This is a genomic window from Rhodococcus sp. NPDC003383 (genome assembly GCF_053589115.1).
The window spans coordinates 44302-58565 of record NZ_JBSFRG010000004.1 but is presented as its reverse complement, the minus strand read 5'-3'; the positions used below and the strand labels follow the sequence as shown (position 1 = coordinate 58565).

Annotated in this window: 13 protein-coding genes; 4 read left to right on the top strand and 9 right to left on the bottom strand. The window is 69.8% G+C overall.

The genetic code is table 11. The annotated features are described in order from the left end of the window. Positions 1-3: 3 nt before the first annotated feature. Together ACWDTS_RS05200 and ACWDTS_RS05195 are read right to left on the bottom strand one after the other, a co-directional pair. Positions 4-465, bottom strand: a complete 462-nt coding sequence (locus ACWDTS_RS05200) for a Crp/Fnr family transcriptional regulator (RefSeq protein ID WP_248673915.1) — start codon at positions 463-465, stop codon at positions 4-6. Beyond that, positions 462-1607, bottom strand: coding sequence for a 4Fe-4S dicluster domain-containing protein (locus ACWDTS_RS05195; RefSeq protein ID WP_197253134.1), 1146 nt, complete (start codon positions 1605-1607; stop codon positions 462-464). Before ACWDTS_RS05195 ends, ACWDTS_RS05200 begins: the two co-directional genes overlap by 4 nt. Before the next feature lie 177 nt (positions 1608-1784). Between ACWDTS_RS05195 and ACWDTS_RS05190 the strand changes: the two genes are divergently transcribed. Then, a complete protein-coding gene (locus ACWDTS_RS05190) occupies positions 1785-2207 on the top strand; it encodes an Hsp20/alpha crystallin family protein (RefSeq protein ID WP_197253133.1) in 423 nt (140 codons plus the stop codon). Positions 2208-2311: 104 nt separating this feature from the next. Here ACWDTS_RS05190 and ACWDTS_RS05185 read toward each other — a convergent pair whose 3' ends face one another. Together ACWDTS_RS05185 and ACWDTS_RS05180 are read right to left on the bottom strand one after the other, a co-directional pair. After that, positions 2312-4612: a heavy metal translocating P-type ATPase gene (locus ACWDTS_RS05185; RefSeq protein ID WP_307846325.1), complete on the bottom strand. Its 2301-nt coding sequence runs from the start codon at positions 4610-4612 to the stop codon at positions 2312-2314. A gap of 194 nt (positions 4613-4806) precedes the next feature. Further along, complete coding sequence (locus tag ACWDTS_RS05180; protein WP_282581913.1) at positions 4807-5070, bottom strand: sensor histidine kinase; 264 nt, start codon at positions 5068-5070, stop codon at positions 4807-4809. 86 nt (positions 5071-5156) lie between these two features. Here ACWDTS_RS05180 and ACWDTS_RS05175 point away from each other — a divergent pair, with 86 nt between their 5' ends. Continuing rightward, positions 5157-5645 (top strand): SRPBCC domain-containing protein, encoded by a 489-nt coding sequence (locus tag ACWDTS_RS05175; protein ID WP_197253131.1) that lies wholly within the window; start codon positions 5157-5159, stop codon positions 5643-5645. A gap of 87 nt (positions 5646-5732) precedes the next feature. Here the strand turns inward: ACWDTS_RS05175 and ppc are convergent, their stop codons facing one another. Beyond that, on the bottom strand, positions 5733-8483 hold the full coding sequence (gene ppc / locus ACWDTS_RS05170; RefSeq protein WP_450110135.1) for a phosphoenolpyruvate carboxylase: 2751 nt from the start codon (positions 8481-8483) through the stop codon (positions 5733-5735). Between the two features lie 46 nt (positions 8484-8529). Beyond that, positions 8530-8763 (bottom strand): preprotein translocase subunit SecG, encoded by a 234-nt coding sequence (secG, locus tag ACWDTS_RS05165; protein WP_197253130.1) that lies wholly within the window; start codon positions 8761-8763, stop codon positions 8530-8532. A gap of 179 nt (positions 8764-8942) precedes the next feature. Here secG and ACWDTS_RS05160 point away from each other — a divergent pair, with 179 nt between their 5' ends. Both ACWDTS_RS05160 and ACWDTS_RS05155 read left to right on the top strand, forming a co-directional pair. Continuing rightward, entirely contained in the window at positions 8943-9863 is a 921-nt protein-coding gene (locus ACWDTS_RS05160; protein WP_450110136.1) for a tyrosine-protein phosphatase, read from the top strand. A 134-nt stretch (positions 9864-9997) separates the two neighbouring features. Continuing rightward, positions 9998-10912 (top strand): SDR family oxidoreductase, encoded by a 915-nt coding sequence (locus tag ACWDTS_RS05155; protein WP_450110137.1) that lies wholly within the window; start codon positions 9998-10000, stop codon positions 10910-10912. A gap of 9 nt (positions 10913-10921) precedes the next feature. Here ACWDTS_RS05155 and ACWDTS_RS05150 read toward each other — a convergent pair whose 3' ends face one another. The 3 genes from ACWDTS_RS05150 to ACWDTS_RS05140 all read right to left on the bottom strand — a co-directional run bounded on the left by ACWDTS_RS05150 (position 10922) and on the right by ACWDTS_RS05140 (position 14222). Then, entirely contained in the window at positions 10922-12136 is a 1215-nt protein-coding gene (locus ACWDTS_RS05150; RefSeq protein ID WP_450110138.1) for a CynX/NimT family MFS transporter, read from the bottom strand. 84 nt (positions 12137-12220) lie between these two features. Further along, complete coding sequence (gene tpiA, locus ACWDTS_RS05145; protein ID WP_197253127.1) at positions 12221-13006, bottom strand: triose-phosphate isomerase; 786 nt, start codon at positions 13004-13006, stop codon at positions 12221-12223. A gap of 4 nt (positions 13007-13010) precedes the next feature. Further along, positions 13011-14222, bottom strand: a complete 1212-nt coding sequence (locus ACWDTS_RS05140) for a phosphoglycerate kinase (protein WP_197253126.1) — start codon at positions 14220-14222, stop codon at positions 13011-13013. Positions 14223-14264 lie beyond the last annotated feature (42 nt).

The following is a 14264-nucleotide window of genomic DNA, read 5'->3' as shown; positions in this document are numbered from 1 at the left end:
GTGTCACTCCGAGGAACGGCCGGCGTAGAGGTCGAGCAACCGGGCCCGCGTCGAATGCAGGCGGGCGACGATCATCTCCGACAGGGCGCGCGTCACCGCGTAGGTGAACGCCGGATCGTCGGCGGCCGTCGCCTGCAGGGCGACGACGTCCAGCTCGGTGGCCTCGGTGACGGCCGCGGCGTGCGCGGTGAACTGCCAGCGGGGACGGGCAGCGAGCCAGGAACAGCCGAGGATGTCGCCGCCGTGCACGGTTTCGAGGACCACGGTGCCTCGCCCCGGTACCACCGTGCTCAGCACGACGCTGCCGGTGTGCAGCAGCCAGCACCGGGTGGCGGGTTCGTCCTCCCGGAAGACGAGCTCGCCGGGGGCGAACCCGACGGCGACTGCGAAGTCCGCGAGCCGGGTGCGGTGTTCCTCGGAGAGCCCGGCGAGCGCGGCCGGGAGAACGGGCTCGGGAGCGTTCACCGGTCGTCCTCTCCCCACGCCGGGAGCAGCTGTGACAGTCGTGCCGCTTCCTCGGTGATGTCGATGCCGACCGGGCACCAGTCGATGCAGCGTCCGCATCCCACACATCCGGAACTGCCGAACTGGTCGAACCACGTGCCGAGTTTGTGCGACATCCACTGGCGGTACCGGCTCTCGCCGGAAGTGCGGACATCGCCGCCGTGCAGGTGGCTGAAGTCGAGTTCGAAGCAGGACGACCAGTGCTGCCAGCGCTGCGCGTGCTCACCGGTCAGGTCGGTCGTGTCCTCGGTGGTGGTGCAGAAGCAGGTGGGGCATACCATCGTGCAGTTCCCGCAGGTCAAGCATCGGTCGGCGACGTCTTCCCAGACGTCGGCGTCCCGGGCACGCCGGAGGAGCTCGCGCAGATCCGTGTCGGGCATGTGGCGGCCCATGTGCCGGGCCGCATCGGCGACCGCGCGGCGTGCACCCTCGACGTCGTCTGCTTCCGCGACACGGGACTCGACGTCGCCGAGGACTGCCGCACCGGATTCGGTTCCGACGTCGACGAGGAATCGGTGGCCGTGGTTGTCGAGGAGTTCGGTCAGCGCCAGGTCGTATCCCGCCCCGGCCGCCGGCCCGGTGCCCATGGAGGCGCAGAAGCACACACCGCCGGGTTCGGTGCAGTGCGCGGCGACGACGAACAGGCTGCGGAAACGGCGCGCGGTCGGTGTATCGGCGTCCGGGTCCGGACACAGGACACGGCGCAGCACCGCGATCGCCGCGAGATCGCAACCGCGCACACCGACGAACGCACAGGGCGTCTCGTCGACGACGGGCGGTTCCCACGGACCGTCACGGGTGGTGGACCACAGTTGCCGTCGCGGTGGATGCAGGTACTGCTTCCAGGATTGGGGACCCGACGAATGCGCGAACACGGCGGCGTCGTCGCGTCGATGCAGCCGGTAGCGGCCGGGAGCGGTCTCGACGCCCCATCCGGCCGGCAGGTCGGCCCCCGATTTCAGCTCACCGAGGACGATCGCGGTGTCGCTCACGGTGGGGCCGACGACCCGATATCCCCGCTCTCGCAGTACGTCGATCAGCAGATCGAGACCCCGGCGGTCCAGGATGCGTTCGTCCACCCGCGGGATGCGTGCGCCGTCCATGCGCCTGCTCCTTCGTCGGCCGCGTCGGCCGTCGACAGTTCACCTTCCATTGAGCCAGGTCACATGCCCTCGGCGATAGGGGCCCTTCGTCCCTTCCTCGGCTCATCGGTGCCGACCGGCACCGCAAGAGGGGAAAATTGACGGTGCGACAGTTACACACACGGAAGGGGGAACACGATGTCTGTGCCCGCTCGCCAGCCCCGTTCGGTCTTCCCGGAGCTGTCCGAAATCTTCGACACGCTCCGATGGCCTTCCTTCGGTACCGTCTTCGGCAACAACCTCATTCGCGTCGAAGACCACATCGACAACGGTCGCTACATCGTCCGAGCCGAGATTCCCGGAGTGGACCCGGACAAGGACATCACCGTCACGGTCGACCGCGGCCGCCTCGACATCCACGCGGAACGCACCGAGGAGAAGACCGAGAAGGGCCGGTCCGAGTTCTCCTACGGTTCGTTCCATCGCTCGGTGACCCTGCCGCCCACCGCCGACGACGAGGACGTCGAGGCGTCCTACGACAAGGGAATTCTCACCGTCTCGATCGGGCTTGCCGAGGGAACCGAATCCGCCAAGAAGATCGACATCAAGACCACGAAGTGATGCCGTCGAGCGCTCCCGGGGCCCGTCCGAGAGCGCCGATTCGCTGAGTGGAACAACGCACTGCCCGGCTCGAGGATTGCCTCGAGCCGGTTCGGTGCGGTGCCTCACAGCGAGGGCGGGTCATCGCGATGCTCGCCCGTTTCGACGAGGGTGAAGTAGTTCTCCTCCTCCTGAAGGAAGTGCAGGCGCAGCAGCGCGTGCAGGCCGTACAGACATGCGAGGAGGTCGTCGCACCGGTCCGGGTCGACAGCGCCGCGCGAGTCGATCTGCCGGCGATGGGTGTGCAGTCGGCGAGCGAGCCGCTCGATCTCGGCGTGCATCCGGCTCATCGTCGCGGTGGCCTCACCGCTGCCGAGTGGCGCGGCCAGCGCCGGATAGAGTTCGGTCTCCTCGGCCTGCTCGTGCGGAAGCAGAGTTCCGGTGAGGAAGTCGTCGACGTCCCGCAGCGATTCCACCGCTCGTTGCCGGTCTCCGGCCGCCAGGAGCTGCGCGGTGTCGCGCAGTATCGAGAGCCGGTCCCTCATCTCCTCGTGCTCACACGAGAATCGCTGCAGCATCTTCTCGGTGTCCTCGGGCAGCACCGCGTCGCGGGTATGTTCGCCGCGCAGCGCCCGGAGCGCATTGAGGATGACGGCGACGTCGATGGCTTCCTGCAACAACGCGCCCACTGCCGGAGCCAACCAGCCGGCTGCCGCACATCCCATCGCCACCACAGACAACGTCATCCCGATGCCGGCGCTCTGGAGAGCGATGCGGCGGGATCGGCGCGCGATTTCCATCGCGTCGGCGATGCGGTCGAGCCGGTCCGTGGTCAGGACGATGTCGGCAGCCTCGGAGGTTGCCGTCGACCCGCGCGCACCCATCGCGACCCCGACCGTTGCGGCGGCCAGGGCAGGAGCGTCGTTGACGCCGTCGCCCACCATGACCGTCACCGCCGACTCGCACTCGGCTCGCACCCGGGACACCTTGTCCGCCGGCGTCTGTTCCGCATAGACGTGGTCGAGGCCGAGAATCGCGCCGATCTCCGCGGCGGGCGCACGCCGGTCGCCGGTCAGCATCACCAGCCTGTTCAGACCCGCCGACCGTAGGCGTCTGAGCGTGCGCGGCGCGTCCCGGCGCAGGGGGTCGGTCAGCAGGATCGCGCCGGCCAGTTCGCCGTCGACGGTCACCCACACGACGACCGCGCCGTCGAGAACGCTTCGAGCCACCACCGCGCGGGCCCACGACGGTGCGTGTGCCGGCAGGACCAGCGTGCCGACGGTCACGCGGCGACCGTCCACGGTGGCCGCGATCCCCGTGCCGGGTTCCTCCACGACCTCGGTGGGATAGGACAGCGTCAGACCCCGGATTCTCGCATCTTCGACGAGGGCGTCGGCGAGGACGTGTGCGGAAACCTGGTCGGCGGACGCGGCCAACCGCAGAACCTCGGGAGCGTCGTAACCGGGCGCCGTGACCATGTCGGACTCCGCGGGCCGGCCGGTGGTCAGAGTCCCGGTCTTGTCCATGACGAGTGTGGTTGCCTGGCCCAGGTTTTCGAGAGCGCCCCCACTACGGATCACCACTCCCCTGCGAGAAGCCCGAGAGAGCCCGGACACGATCGCGACCGGGGCTGCGAGCAGCAGTGGGCACGGGGTCGCCACCACGAGGACAGCGACCGCCCGCACCGCAGTACCACTCGCCACCCACGCGACGGCAGCGAGGATCAGTGCGACCGGGAGGAACCACGCTGCGATCCGATCGGCCAGCCGCACGACCGGGGCGGATTCCGCAGCAGCATCGCGGGCGAGCCGGACCACTCCGGCGTAGGTGCTCTCCTCGGCGGTCGCGCGTGCCTCCATTTCGAAGACGGCGCCGGCGTTGACGACACCGGACCGCACGGCCTCGCCGGCGCCGCGCCGGACGTTCATCGGTTCACCGGTGAGCGTCGATTCGTCGAGGACGGCGACAGGACCGATGATCCAGCCGTCGACCGGAACCGTTTCACCCGATCCGACGACGAGGACGTCGCCTGCCGCGATGGCGTCGATGGCCACGGTCTCGACGATCTCCCCGCGCCGGCGCCGGGACGAGCGCGGCGCACGGTCGAGCAGGCTTCGCAGGTCCTTGGACGCGCGGCGGTTCGCCGCGGCGTCGAGACTCTGGCCGGTGGCCAGCATGACGGCGATGAGGGCGCCGGCAAGGTACTCGTCGACCAGCAATGTGCCGAGCAGCGACAGCACGGCGATCAGATCGACCCCCACCCTCCCGCGGCGCAATGCCGTCAGCACCCACCACACCGCGGGCACGATCGCGATCACCGTGCCGGTGATCCAGAACCTGTTCGCGACCGCGGCTGCGCCCGCGAGCCAGGCGACAACGCCGCCCGTCAGAAACGTCAGGGTGAGAACCAGCAGAGCCGGTTCCACGAATCGCCGCCATCGTTCCCGCCCGGTCGGATGCGGTACCGGATCTCCCGCCACTGCTGTGCTCCTCGTCCGCCGATCGCGATCACCGTCCGCCGATCGGAATCACCATCCGCCGATGGAGATCACTGCGGATGACGGCCGGGTGGCGTCGGGAATCTCGGTGATCGGGCGGGCGCGACCGATACGACTCGATATCACCGTAGTGGTCCGACCCGTACCGTGCAGCCGGACCACGGCACGGCAGGTCCAGCTCGAAGCGAGCCCCGCATCCCCGGCCCGTCGCCGGTGAGAGTGCCACCGTGCACGGTCGCGAGCCCGCGCGCGATGATCGGTCCGAGACCCGTGCCGGCGGTGCTGCGTGCGGGATCGACCCGGTGGAATCGCTCGAAGATCGCCTCGAGCCGGTCCGGTGCGGCGCCCTCCCCCGTATCCGCGGCGGCCGGTCTCGCGTCGGTCACGGATCGCGCCGGAAACCGCACCGGTGGATGTCTCGCACGGAAGAATTGTCGGTGTCCGGCATCCGACGACCGGAGGGAGCATTCCGATGAGCACCCCGTCCACCGTGCTCGGCGAGGTCCGCCCCGAGCACGACTGTCCGCACGGTTCGATCCTCGTAACCTTGCACTATCAGCGCAGTTTCGCGCTGCCGATCGGCGAGGTGTGGGCGGCGCTGACCAAGCCGGACGTGCTCGCCCGCTGGTACGGACGGTGGACCGGGGATTCGTCGTCGGGCCGGGTGCGTTTGACGATGACCGACGAGCACGACTCGACGACAACGGATGTCACGATCGTCGAGTGCGCGGGTCCGCGGATGCTCGTCGTCGACGTGGACGGGTGGAGGCTCGAGCTGCGGTTGCGTCAGGTCGGCCGGGTCACGACCCTCGAGTTCACGCATCGGCACGTTCCCCGTTCGGAGGCGGCCGAGATCGGTCCGGGCTGGCAGTACTACCTCGATCGGCTCGACGCGCTGCTGGCCGGGCAGCGGGAGCCGCGCTGGGCGGACTATCCGGAACTCGGCGAGGCGTACCGCTGAACACAGGAGCCCTGTACGACGGTGGGTGCACCGATATTTCGGTACACCGACCGTCGTTTCGGGCGTCAGCCACTGTCGCCTCCGGCGTCAGCCGCTGTTACGCAGTGCGGTGGCCAGGCCGTTCATGGTGAGCTGGATGCCGCGCCGTACCTCGTCGGTGTCCTCCCCCGCGCGCAGTCGCCGCAGTAACTCCACCTGCAGGTGGTTGAGCGGTTCGAGGTACGGGAACCGGTTGTGCACCGACCGCGCCAGCGCCGGGTTGTCCGCCATCAGGTCCGGTCGTCCGGTGATCGCCAGATAGGTGCGGACGGTGCGCGCGTGTTCGTCGACGATCTTGCCGAAGACGCGGTCGCGCAGGTCGGTGTCGGGGACGAGTTCGGCGTAGCGGGCGGCCAGCCCCATGTCGGATTTGGCGAGCACCATCGCCATGTTGGACAACACGGTGCGGAAGAACGGCCACCGCTCGTACAGGTCGGTGAGCGTGGCCCGGCGGGTGTCGTCGTCGCCGATCCACGATTCGAAGGCGGTGCCGGTGCCGTACCAGCCGGGGAGCATGACGCGGGACTGGGTCCAGGCCAGCACCCACGGGATAGCCCGCAGATCCGCGATCGACGACGTCGGTTTGCGTGAGGTGGGACGGCTGCCGATGTTGAGTTGCCCGATTTCGCCGACGGGCGTGGCGGTGCGGAAGTATTCGACGAATCCGGGGGTCTCGTGCACGAGTTCGCCGTAGGCCGCGCGGGCCCGGGCGGCCAGGTCGTCGAGGATCGCGTAGGCGGCGGGCGCGTCGGCGCCCAGGCCTTCGACGTCGAGCAGCGTGGATTCGAGGGTCGCGGCGACGAGGCTTTCGAGGTTGCGGCGCGCCGAGCGGGGTTCGGCGTACTTCGCGGCGATCACCTCGCCCTGCTCGGTCAGCCGCAGTGACCCGGTGACCGCGCCCGGGGGTTGCGCAAGAATCGCGTCGTAGCTGGGGCCGCCGCCGCGGCCCACGGTGCCGCCACGGCCGTGGAACAGCCGCAGCCGGATACCGTGCTCGCGGGCGCATTCGACGAGGTCGAGTTCGGCGCGGTACAGCGCCCAGTTCGCGGCGAGGTAGCCGCCGTCCTTGTTGGAATCCGAGTAGCCCAGCATGACCTCCTGCACCGACCCGGCCGAGTCGACGAGGCTGCGGAACTCCGGGATCGACAGGGCTGCACCGAGAATGGCGGCGCCGCGCTGGAGGTCTTCGATGGTTTCGAACAGCGGGATCACCGCGACCGGGCAGCGCGGGCCGGTGTCGGTGTGGTCGACGAGCCCGACCTCCTTGAGCAGCACCGCCGCTTCGAGGAGGTCGCTGACCGACGCGCACATGCTGATGATGTAGTGCGGCACGGCGTGGGCGCCGAGCAGCCGGATGGCCTCGGCAGCGGCGCGGAGCACCCCGAGTTCGGCGGTGGTGAGCTCCCCGAGCCGGGCGCCGGGGGCGCTGAGCGGGCGCCGGGTGGCGAGCTCGCGGGTGAGCAGTTCGACCTTGCGGTCTTCGGGCAGCGCCTCGTAGTCGTCGGTGACGCCGGCCCAGGCGAGCAGTTCGGCGACGACCCGGCCGTGGACCTCGGAGTTCTGCCGCAGATCGAGGGCGCTGAGGTGGAACCCGAACACCTCGACGGCGCTGCGCAGGTGGGCGAGGCGGTCGTCGGCGATGACGTCGTCGCCGGCGGCCCGCAGCGAGGCGTCGAGGACGTCCAGGTCGGCGAGCAGTTCGGCCGGGCCCGGGTAGGGCTCGAGGAGGGGGACACCGAAGTTCGGCGGGTCGTCGAGCAGACGCTGCGCGGTGGCGGCGAGGCGGCCGCGGATGCCGTGGATCGCGCGCCGGTAGGGTTCGTCGGCGCGTGCGGGCACGTCGTCGGCGGCGGCCTCGACGAGCGCCTTCAGTTCGGCGGTGATCGGGACGAGCCGCTCGGACATCGACAGTTCCTGCTCGAGTTCGGCGAGTTCGGTGCGGTAGTGGCCGAAGACCGTGGTCGCGGCGCGGTCGGTGGCGCGGTGGACGACCTCGGCGGTGACGTTCGGGTTGCCGTCGCGGTCGCCGCCGATCCACGAGCCGGTCCGCACGATCGGTTCGGTGAGCAGGGCGGTGCCGGGCCAGCGGGACCGGAGTTCGCGGCGGACCTCGGCGTCGAGGGCGGGCACCACCGCGAACAGCGAGGCCTCGTAGTAGCGCAGACCGGTTTCGATCTCGTCCTGGATCCGCAGGCGCGCCAGGCGAATCAGCGCGGTCTGCCACAGCGTCAGGATGTGCCGCCACAGTTGCCGGTCGATCTCGGCGATCTCGGTGGCGTCCTCGGCGCGACCGCGGCGGCGCATGAGATCGGTGATCCGTGACTGCACGACGAACACGGTGCGCCGGCGGGTTTCGGTGGGGTGCGCGGTGATGACCGGCGAGACCAGCGCGTGCTCGAGCGCCGCCGCGACCGCCTCCGGGTCGAGGTCGGCGGCGTCGAGTTTGGCGTAGGTGGCGGCCAGCGAGCTGTCCTGCGGCGGTTCGCCCGCGGCGACGTGCAGCGCGCGGCGCCGCTCGCGGTGCAGGTCCTCGGCGAGGTTCGCGAGCAGCGCGAAGTGACTGAAGGCGCGGATGACCGGAATCGTGTCGGCGGTGGCGACCTCGCGGAACATGGCGGCGAGGTCGGCGCGGTCCAGTTCGGAGCGGCGCACCCGGAAGCTCTCGATCCGGGCCTTCTCGACGAGTTCGTAGGCGGCTTCCCCGGCGTGCCTGCGCACGATCTGTCCGAGGATGCTGCCGAGCAGGCGGATGTCGTCGCGCAGCGGCTCGGTGGCGGCTGTTCCGGTCGGGACGCTCATCCGGTCAGTATCGACTGAAGGCGCTGGTCGCGCGACCGGAAGCCGGTCAGCTGAACTTGATCTGCAGCCCGATGCCGAGGATGGAGATCAGCCAGATGATGCCGGTGAAGACGGTGAGGCGGTCCAGGTTCTTCTCCGCGACCGTCGATCCGGAGAGGCTGGACTGGACGCCACCGCCGAACAGGCTGGACAGGCCGCCGCCCTTACCGCGGTGCAGCAGCACCAGCAGGATCAGCAGCAGGCTGGTGACAATCAGCAGGATGTCCAGGAACAGTTCCATGCGGCGCTCGGTGTCCTTCGATGGTCGGTGACGTCGGCCGTCAGCTTACCCGGTGATCCCCGCCGTCCGTGCCGGCGGTACCTTCCGGTCGGAAACGTGATTCTCGAAAACGAGAGCAAAATTCGGACGAATGTGATCTAAATGAGACGCAAGAAAAACCATACCCTGAAGGAAGGTTTGTGTTGTCTCGCACTGTCCTCCCCGCCGGGCGCCGCAGCGCCCGGCTCGCCGCAACGGTCACCCTCAGCGCCGCACTGCTGCTCACCGGCTCCGCCACGGTCGGCGCCGCCCCCTTCGATCTCCCGACCGGGTCGTCCGGCATCGGTGCACCGGCCGTCGTCGAGACTCCCCGGCTGTCGTCGGTCGACAACTTCCGCGATCTCGCCGGATCCGGCGGCGGCTACCCGGCGGCGTTCGGGCTGCGGGTACAGCCCGGCGTCTTCTACCGATCCAACGCCCTCACCAGCAACGACGAAGACGCCGCGGTGCTCGACTCCCTCGGCATCGCGGCGGTGTACGACCTGCGCACCGACGGCGAGATCGCCGATGCCCCGGACCGCATCCCGGCCGGTGCCCAGTACATCCGGCACCCGCTGCTGTCCGGGAACCTGAGTTCGACCTCGATCCTGGCGAGCCTGAGGACACCGGAGGACGCGCGCGCGGTCATGCAGGACATCAACCGCGCATTCGTCGCCGATCCCGAGATCCGCGCGGAACTCGGCGCGATGTTCACCGAGTTCGCCCGCACCGAAGGACCGCAGCTGTTCCACTGCACCGCCGGGAAGGACCGCACCGGCTGGACCGCGGCCGTACTGTTGTCCCTCGCCGGCGTGGACCGCGAGACCGTGTACACGGACTACCTGCTGTCGAACGAATACTCCGGTGACCACATCCGCGCGACACTTGCTGCGCTCGCCGAATCCCGGGGTCCCGAGGTGGCGGCGATCTACGCGCCGCTCCTCACCGTCGAACGTAGTTACCTCGAGGCCGGATTCACCCAACTCGAACACGACTTCGGCACCGTCCACAACTACCTGATCACCGGGCTGGGTTTGAGCCCGCAGACCGTCGCGGCGCTGTCCGCCAAGCTCGTCGGCTGACCGACGCGCAGGCCGGCCGGGCAGCGGCCCGGCCGGCCGAGCAGGGGTGATCGATGGTGCGGGTCGGCCACCGCAGGTGGCAGTGCCGCCGATCTCCACCGCACTGCCGTCGCCACCGGGCATCATCGGAGTCGATGAGTTCACCCCTGCACGGGAAGATCGCGGTGGTGGCCGGAGCGACCCGCGGCGCCGGCCGCGGCATCGCGGCCGGGCTCGGCGAGGCCGGCGCCACCGTGATCTGCACCGGCCGGAGCAGCAGGACGCACGGTCGCGAGACGTCCGACTACGACCGGCCGGAGACCATCGAGGAGACCGCCGAGGTCGTCACCGCACTCGGTGGAACCGGTGTCGCGATCCAGGTCGACCACCTCGATCCCGACCGGGTGGCCACGCTTGCGGGGCGTCTCCGTGCCGAGTTCGGGCACATCGATGTTCTCGTCAATGACATCTGGGGCGCGGAGATTCTCAAAGGCGCACCGGCGCAGTGGAACACCCCGATCTGGGAGCACGATCTCGACGCCGGGCTCCGGATCGTCCGGCTCGGCCTCGACACCCACCTGATCACGTCGCATCACCTGCTGCCGTTGCTCGTGTCCGAGCCCGGCGGTCTGCTCGTCGAGGTCACCGACGGGACGGCGAGCTACAACGCCACCCACTACCGCATCTCCGTCTTCTACGACCTGGTGAAGAACGCGGTCAGCCGGCTGGCATTCTCGCAGGGGCACGAACTCGCCGCACACGGCGGCACCGCCGTCTCGGTCACGCCCGGCTGGCTGCGCTCGGAGATGATGCTCGACAACTACGGTGTCACCGAGGACAACTGGCGCGACGCCCTCGACCCCGGCAGGCCGGACGGATTGCCCACGGCACCACCGGGTTTCGCGAACTCGGAATCACCGCGGTATGTGGGCCGTGGCGTTGCGGCGCTGGCCGCCGACCCCGCGCGGGCCCGCTGGAATCAGCGGTCGGTGACGTCGGCCGATCTCGCGCGCGCCTATCGCGTCACCGACGTCGACGGGTCCCGGCCCGACGCCTGGGCCGACTCGTGACGGCCCGCGCTACCCGGCCGCCGCGTGGGTGTAGCGGTCGCGCCCGGCGAACCCACCCACCAGGCTCTGCCCGACCGCGCACACCGCGATCAGGATCAGCACGGGCGTCCAGGTCCCGGTGACGTCGAAGAGCACGCCCGCCGCGATCGGACCACACATCGCCAGCAGGTAGCCGACGCACTGCGCCATCCCGGACAGCTGCGCCGTCTGCGCGACCGTGCGGGTGCGCAGCCCGAACAACGCCATGGCGAGCACGAACGTCGTACCCGAACTGATCCCGGCGACGATCGCCCACAGCAGCACCAGATCCGGGACGAGCAGCAACCCGGCCACCGCGACCACGAGGATCGCCCCACCGACGATCGCGAGCATGCGCTGGTCGGCACGCCGGCCCATCAGCACGGTCGCACCGAGCCCGGCCACGATCCCGACGATCTGGTACGCGAACGAATGCCAGCCGGCGGTGGCCGCGTCGACACCGAGACTCGCCTCCACCGACGGCAGCCAGGTCACCAGCAGATAGAAGGTGGTCGACTGCAGGCCCATGAACGCGGTGACCTGCCACGCGACACCCGAGCGCCACATCGACCGGGCCGGCCCGGATTCCGGTGCCGGCGGCGCGGTCGCCGCGACCGCGCGCAGCGCGCGGCCGCGCAGGAACCACACCGCGGCGGCGACACACGGCAGGATCGCCCACACCGCCAACGCGGTCCGCCAGTCACCGGTCGCGTCCGCCAACGGCACCGCCAGACCCGCACCGAGCCCGGCTGCGCCGGTGGTGACCGACGAATACACACCGGTGACGGTCGCGAGCCGACCCGCGTGATCGCGTTTGACGACGGCGGGCAGCAGCACATTCGCGACCGCGATCCCGGCGCCGATCGCCACGGTGCCCGACCACAGCCAGAGGGCACCCGGCAGCGACCGCACGAGGATCCCCGCGGCAAGAACCCCCATGGCGAGCAGGATCAGCAGTTGCGAACCGAAGCGGGCCGCGGGCCGGTGGATCCACGGGGACACCACCGCGAAGCACAGCAGCGGGACCGCTCCGAGGATGCCGAGCCCGGTGCTGCCCAGGCCGGTGTCGGCCCCGATCGAGCCCAGCAGCGGGCCGACCGCGGTGATCGGCGGACGCAGGCACGCCGCGACGATCAGCACGGCGAGCAGGCCGAACAGTACGGTTCGGCGGGTGGGGCCGCGTCGGACGGAACCTGCGGTGGTCATCGGTGTCGAATCACTTTCCGGATGAAATACCGTGGGGCGCAGGATCGGTGCGATCCTGCGCCCCACGGAGGGAACAGTCGTCCGCTACAGCAGCGGACCGCCCGCGGCGATCGCCGAGAGCTGCGCGAACTCGTCGGCCTTGAGCGACGCACCGCCGACCAGGCCGCCGTCGACGTCGGTCTGCGCGATGAGCTCGCCGACGTTCTTGGCGTTCACCGAGCCGCCGTAGAGGACGCGGACGGTCGCGGCCACCTCCGGCGAGGCCAGCTCGCCGAGCGTGGCACGCACCGCGGCGCACACCTCCTGGGCGTCGGCGGCCGAAGCCACCTTGCCGGTGCCGATGGCCCACACCGGCTCGTACGCGATCACGGTCTTCGCGATCTCGTCGGCGGTCAGGCCCTTCAGCGAGCCCTTCAGCTGCTCGACGTTGTACTCGACGTGGTTGCCGGCCTCGCGGATGTCGAGACCCTCGCCGATGCACACGATCGGCGTCAGGCCGTGCCGCAGCGCGGCCTTGGCCTTGTCCCGCACGATCTCGTCGGTCTCCCCGTGCAGCGTGCGCCGCTCGGAGTGGCCGACGACGACGAACGTGCAGCCGAGCTTGGCGAGCATCGCGCCGGAGATCTCCCCGGTGTAGGCGCCGGAGTCGTGGACGGACAGGTCCTGCGCCCCGTAGGTGAACTTGATCTTGTCACCCTCGATCAGCGTCTGCACCGAACGGATGTCGGTGAACGGCGGGAGCACCGTCACGTCGACCTTGTCGAGGTACTTCTCCGGGAGGGTGAAGGCAATCTTCTGCACCAGGGCGATGGCCTCGAGATGGTTGAGGTTCATCTTCCAGTTGCCGGCGATGAGCGGCTTGCGTGCCATCCGATCAGCCCTCCAGAACCGCGATGCCGGGGAGTTCCTTGCCCTCGAGGTACTCGAGGGAGGCCCCGCCGCCCGTGGAGATGTGCGAGAAGCCGTCCTCGGGCAGACCCAGCAGACGCACGGCCGCGGCCGAGTCGCCACCGCCGACGACGCTGAACGCGCCCTTGCCGGTGGCCTCGATGATGGCCTCGGCGACACCCTTGGTGCCGTCGGCGAACTTCGCGAACTCGAACACACCCATCGGGCCGTTCCAAAACACGGTCTTCGCGCCCGCCAGGTGGTGCGCGAACCGGGCCACCGACTCGGGGCCGATGTCCAGGCCCATCCACCCGTCCTCGATTTCGGTGACGGGCACCGTCTTCGCCTCGGCGTCGGCGGAGAAGCTGTCGGCGATCACCACGTCCTGCGGGATGTGGATGACGTCGCCGAACCGCTCGAGCAGGTCCTTGCAGGTCTCGATCATCGATTCCTCGAGGAGCGAGTTGCCCACCGAGATGCCCTGCGCGGCAAGGAAGGTGAAGCACATGCCGCCACCGATGACGAGGGTGTCGACCTTCGGTGCGAGCGCCTCGATCACGGCCAGCTTGTCGGAGACCTTCGAACCGCCGAGCACGACCGCGTAGGGACGTTCCGGATCGGCCGTCAGACGGGCCAGCACCTCGACCTCCGCGGCGACGAGCGTGCCCGCGTAATGCGGCAGCAGCGTCGCCACGTCGTACACCGACGCCTGCTTGCGGTGCACGACACCGAAGCCGTCGGACACGAACGCACCGTCGTCGCCGACCAGCTCGACCAGGTCGCGGGCCAGCGCCAGGCGGTCCGCGTCGTCCTTGCTGGTTTCGCGCGGATCGAAGCGGATGTTCTCCAGCAGGAGGATGTCGCCGTCGGTCAGGCCCTCGGACCGGGCCAGGGCGTCCTGCCCCACGACATCACCGGCGAGCTGGACGTTGCGGCCCAGCACCTCCCCGAGCTTCGCCGCGACGGGCGCGAGCGAGAACTTCGGGTCGGCCTCGCCCTTGGGGCGGCCGAGGTGCGCGGTGACGACCACCTTGGCGCCGGCATCGGCGAGCGCCTTGATCGTCGGGGCCGACGCGAGGATCCGACCGGGGTCGGTGATCGTCGCGCCGTCCAGCGGGACGTTGAGGTCCGAGCGCACGAGCACACCGCGCCCTTCGACCCCCGCGTCCAGCAGATCCTTCAGGGTCTGAACTGCCACTGTTCGAGTGTCCTATTCAATCGTTGTCAGAGGGACTTGCCG

Bases quoted from the DNA above. Each gene is read 5' to 3' on its own strand.
- ACWDTS_RS05175 (WP_197253131.1), top strand. From the start codon at position 5,157: ATGAGCACCCCGTCCACCGTGCTCGGCGAGGTCCGCCCCGAGCACGAC.
- ppc (WP_450110135.1), bottom strand. From the start codon at position 8,483: ATGAGCGTCCCGACCGGAACAGCCGCCACCGAGCCGCTGCGCGACGAC.
- secG (WP_197253130.1), bottom strand. From the start codon at position 8,763: ATGGAACTGTTCCTGGACATCCTGCTGATTGTCACCAGCCTGCTGCTG.
- ACWDTS_RS05155 (WP_450110137.1), top strand. From the start codon at position 9,998: ATGAGTTCACCCCTGCACGGGAAGATCGCGGTGGTGGCCGGAGCGACC.
- ACWDTS_RS05190 (WP_197253133.1), top strand. From the start codon at position 1,785: ATGTCTGTGCCCGCTCGCCAGCCCCGTTCGGTCTTCCCGGAGCTGTCC.
- tpiA (WP_197253127.1), bottom strand. From the start codon at position 13,006: ATGGCACGCAAGCCGCTCATCGCCGGCAACTGGAAGATGAACCTCAAC.
- ACWDTS_RS05150 (WP_450110138.1), bottom strand. From the start codon at position 12,136: ATGACCACCGCAGGTTCCGTCCGACGCGGCCCCACCCGCCGAACCGTA.
- ACWDTS_RS05195 (WP_197253134.1), bottom strand. From the start codon at position 1,607: ATGGACGGCGCACGCATCCCGCGGGTGGACGAACGCATCCTGGACCGC.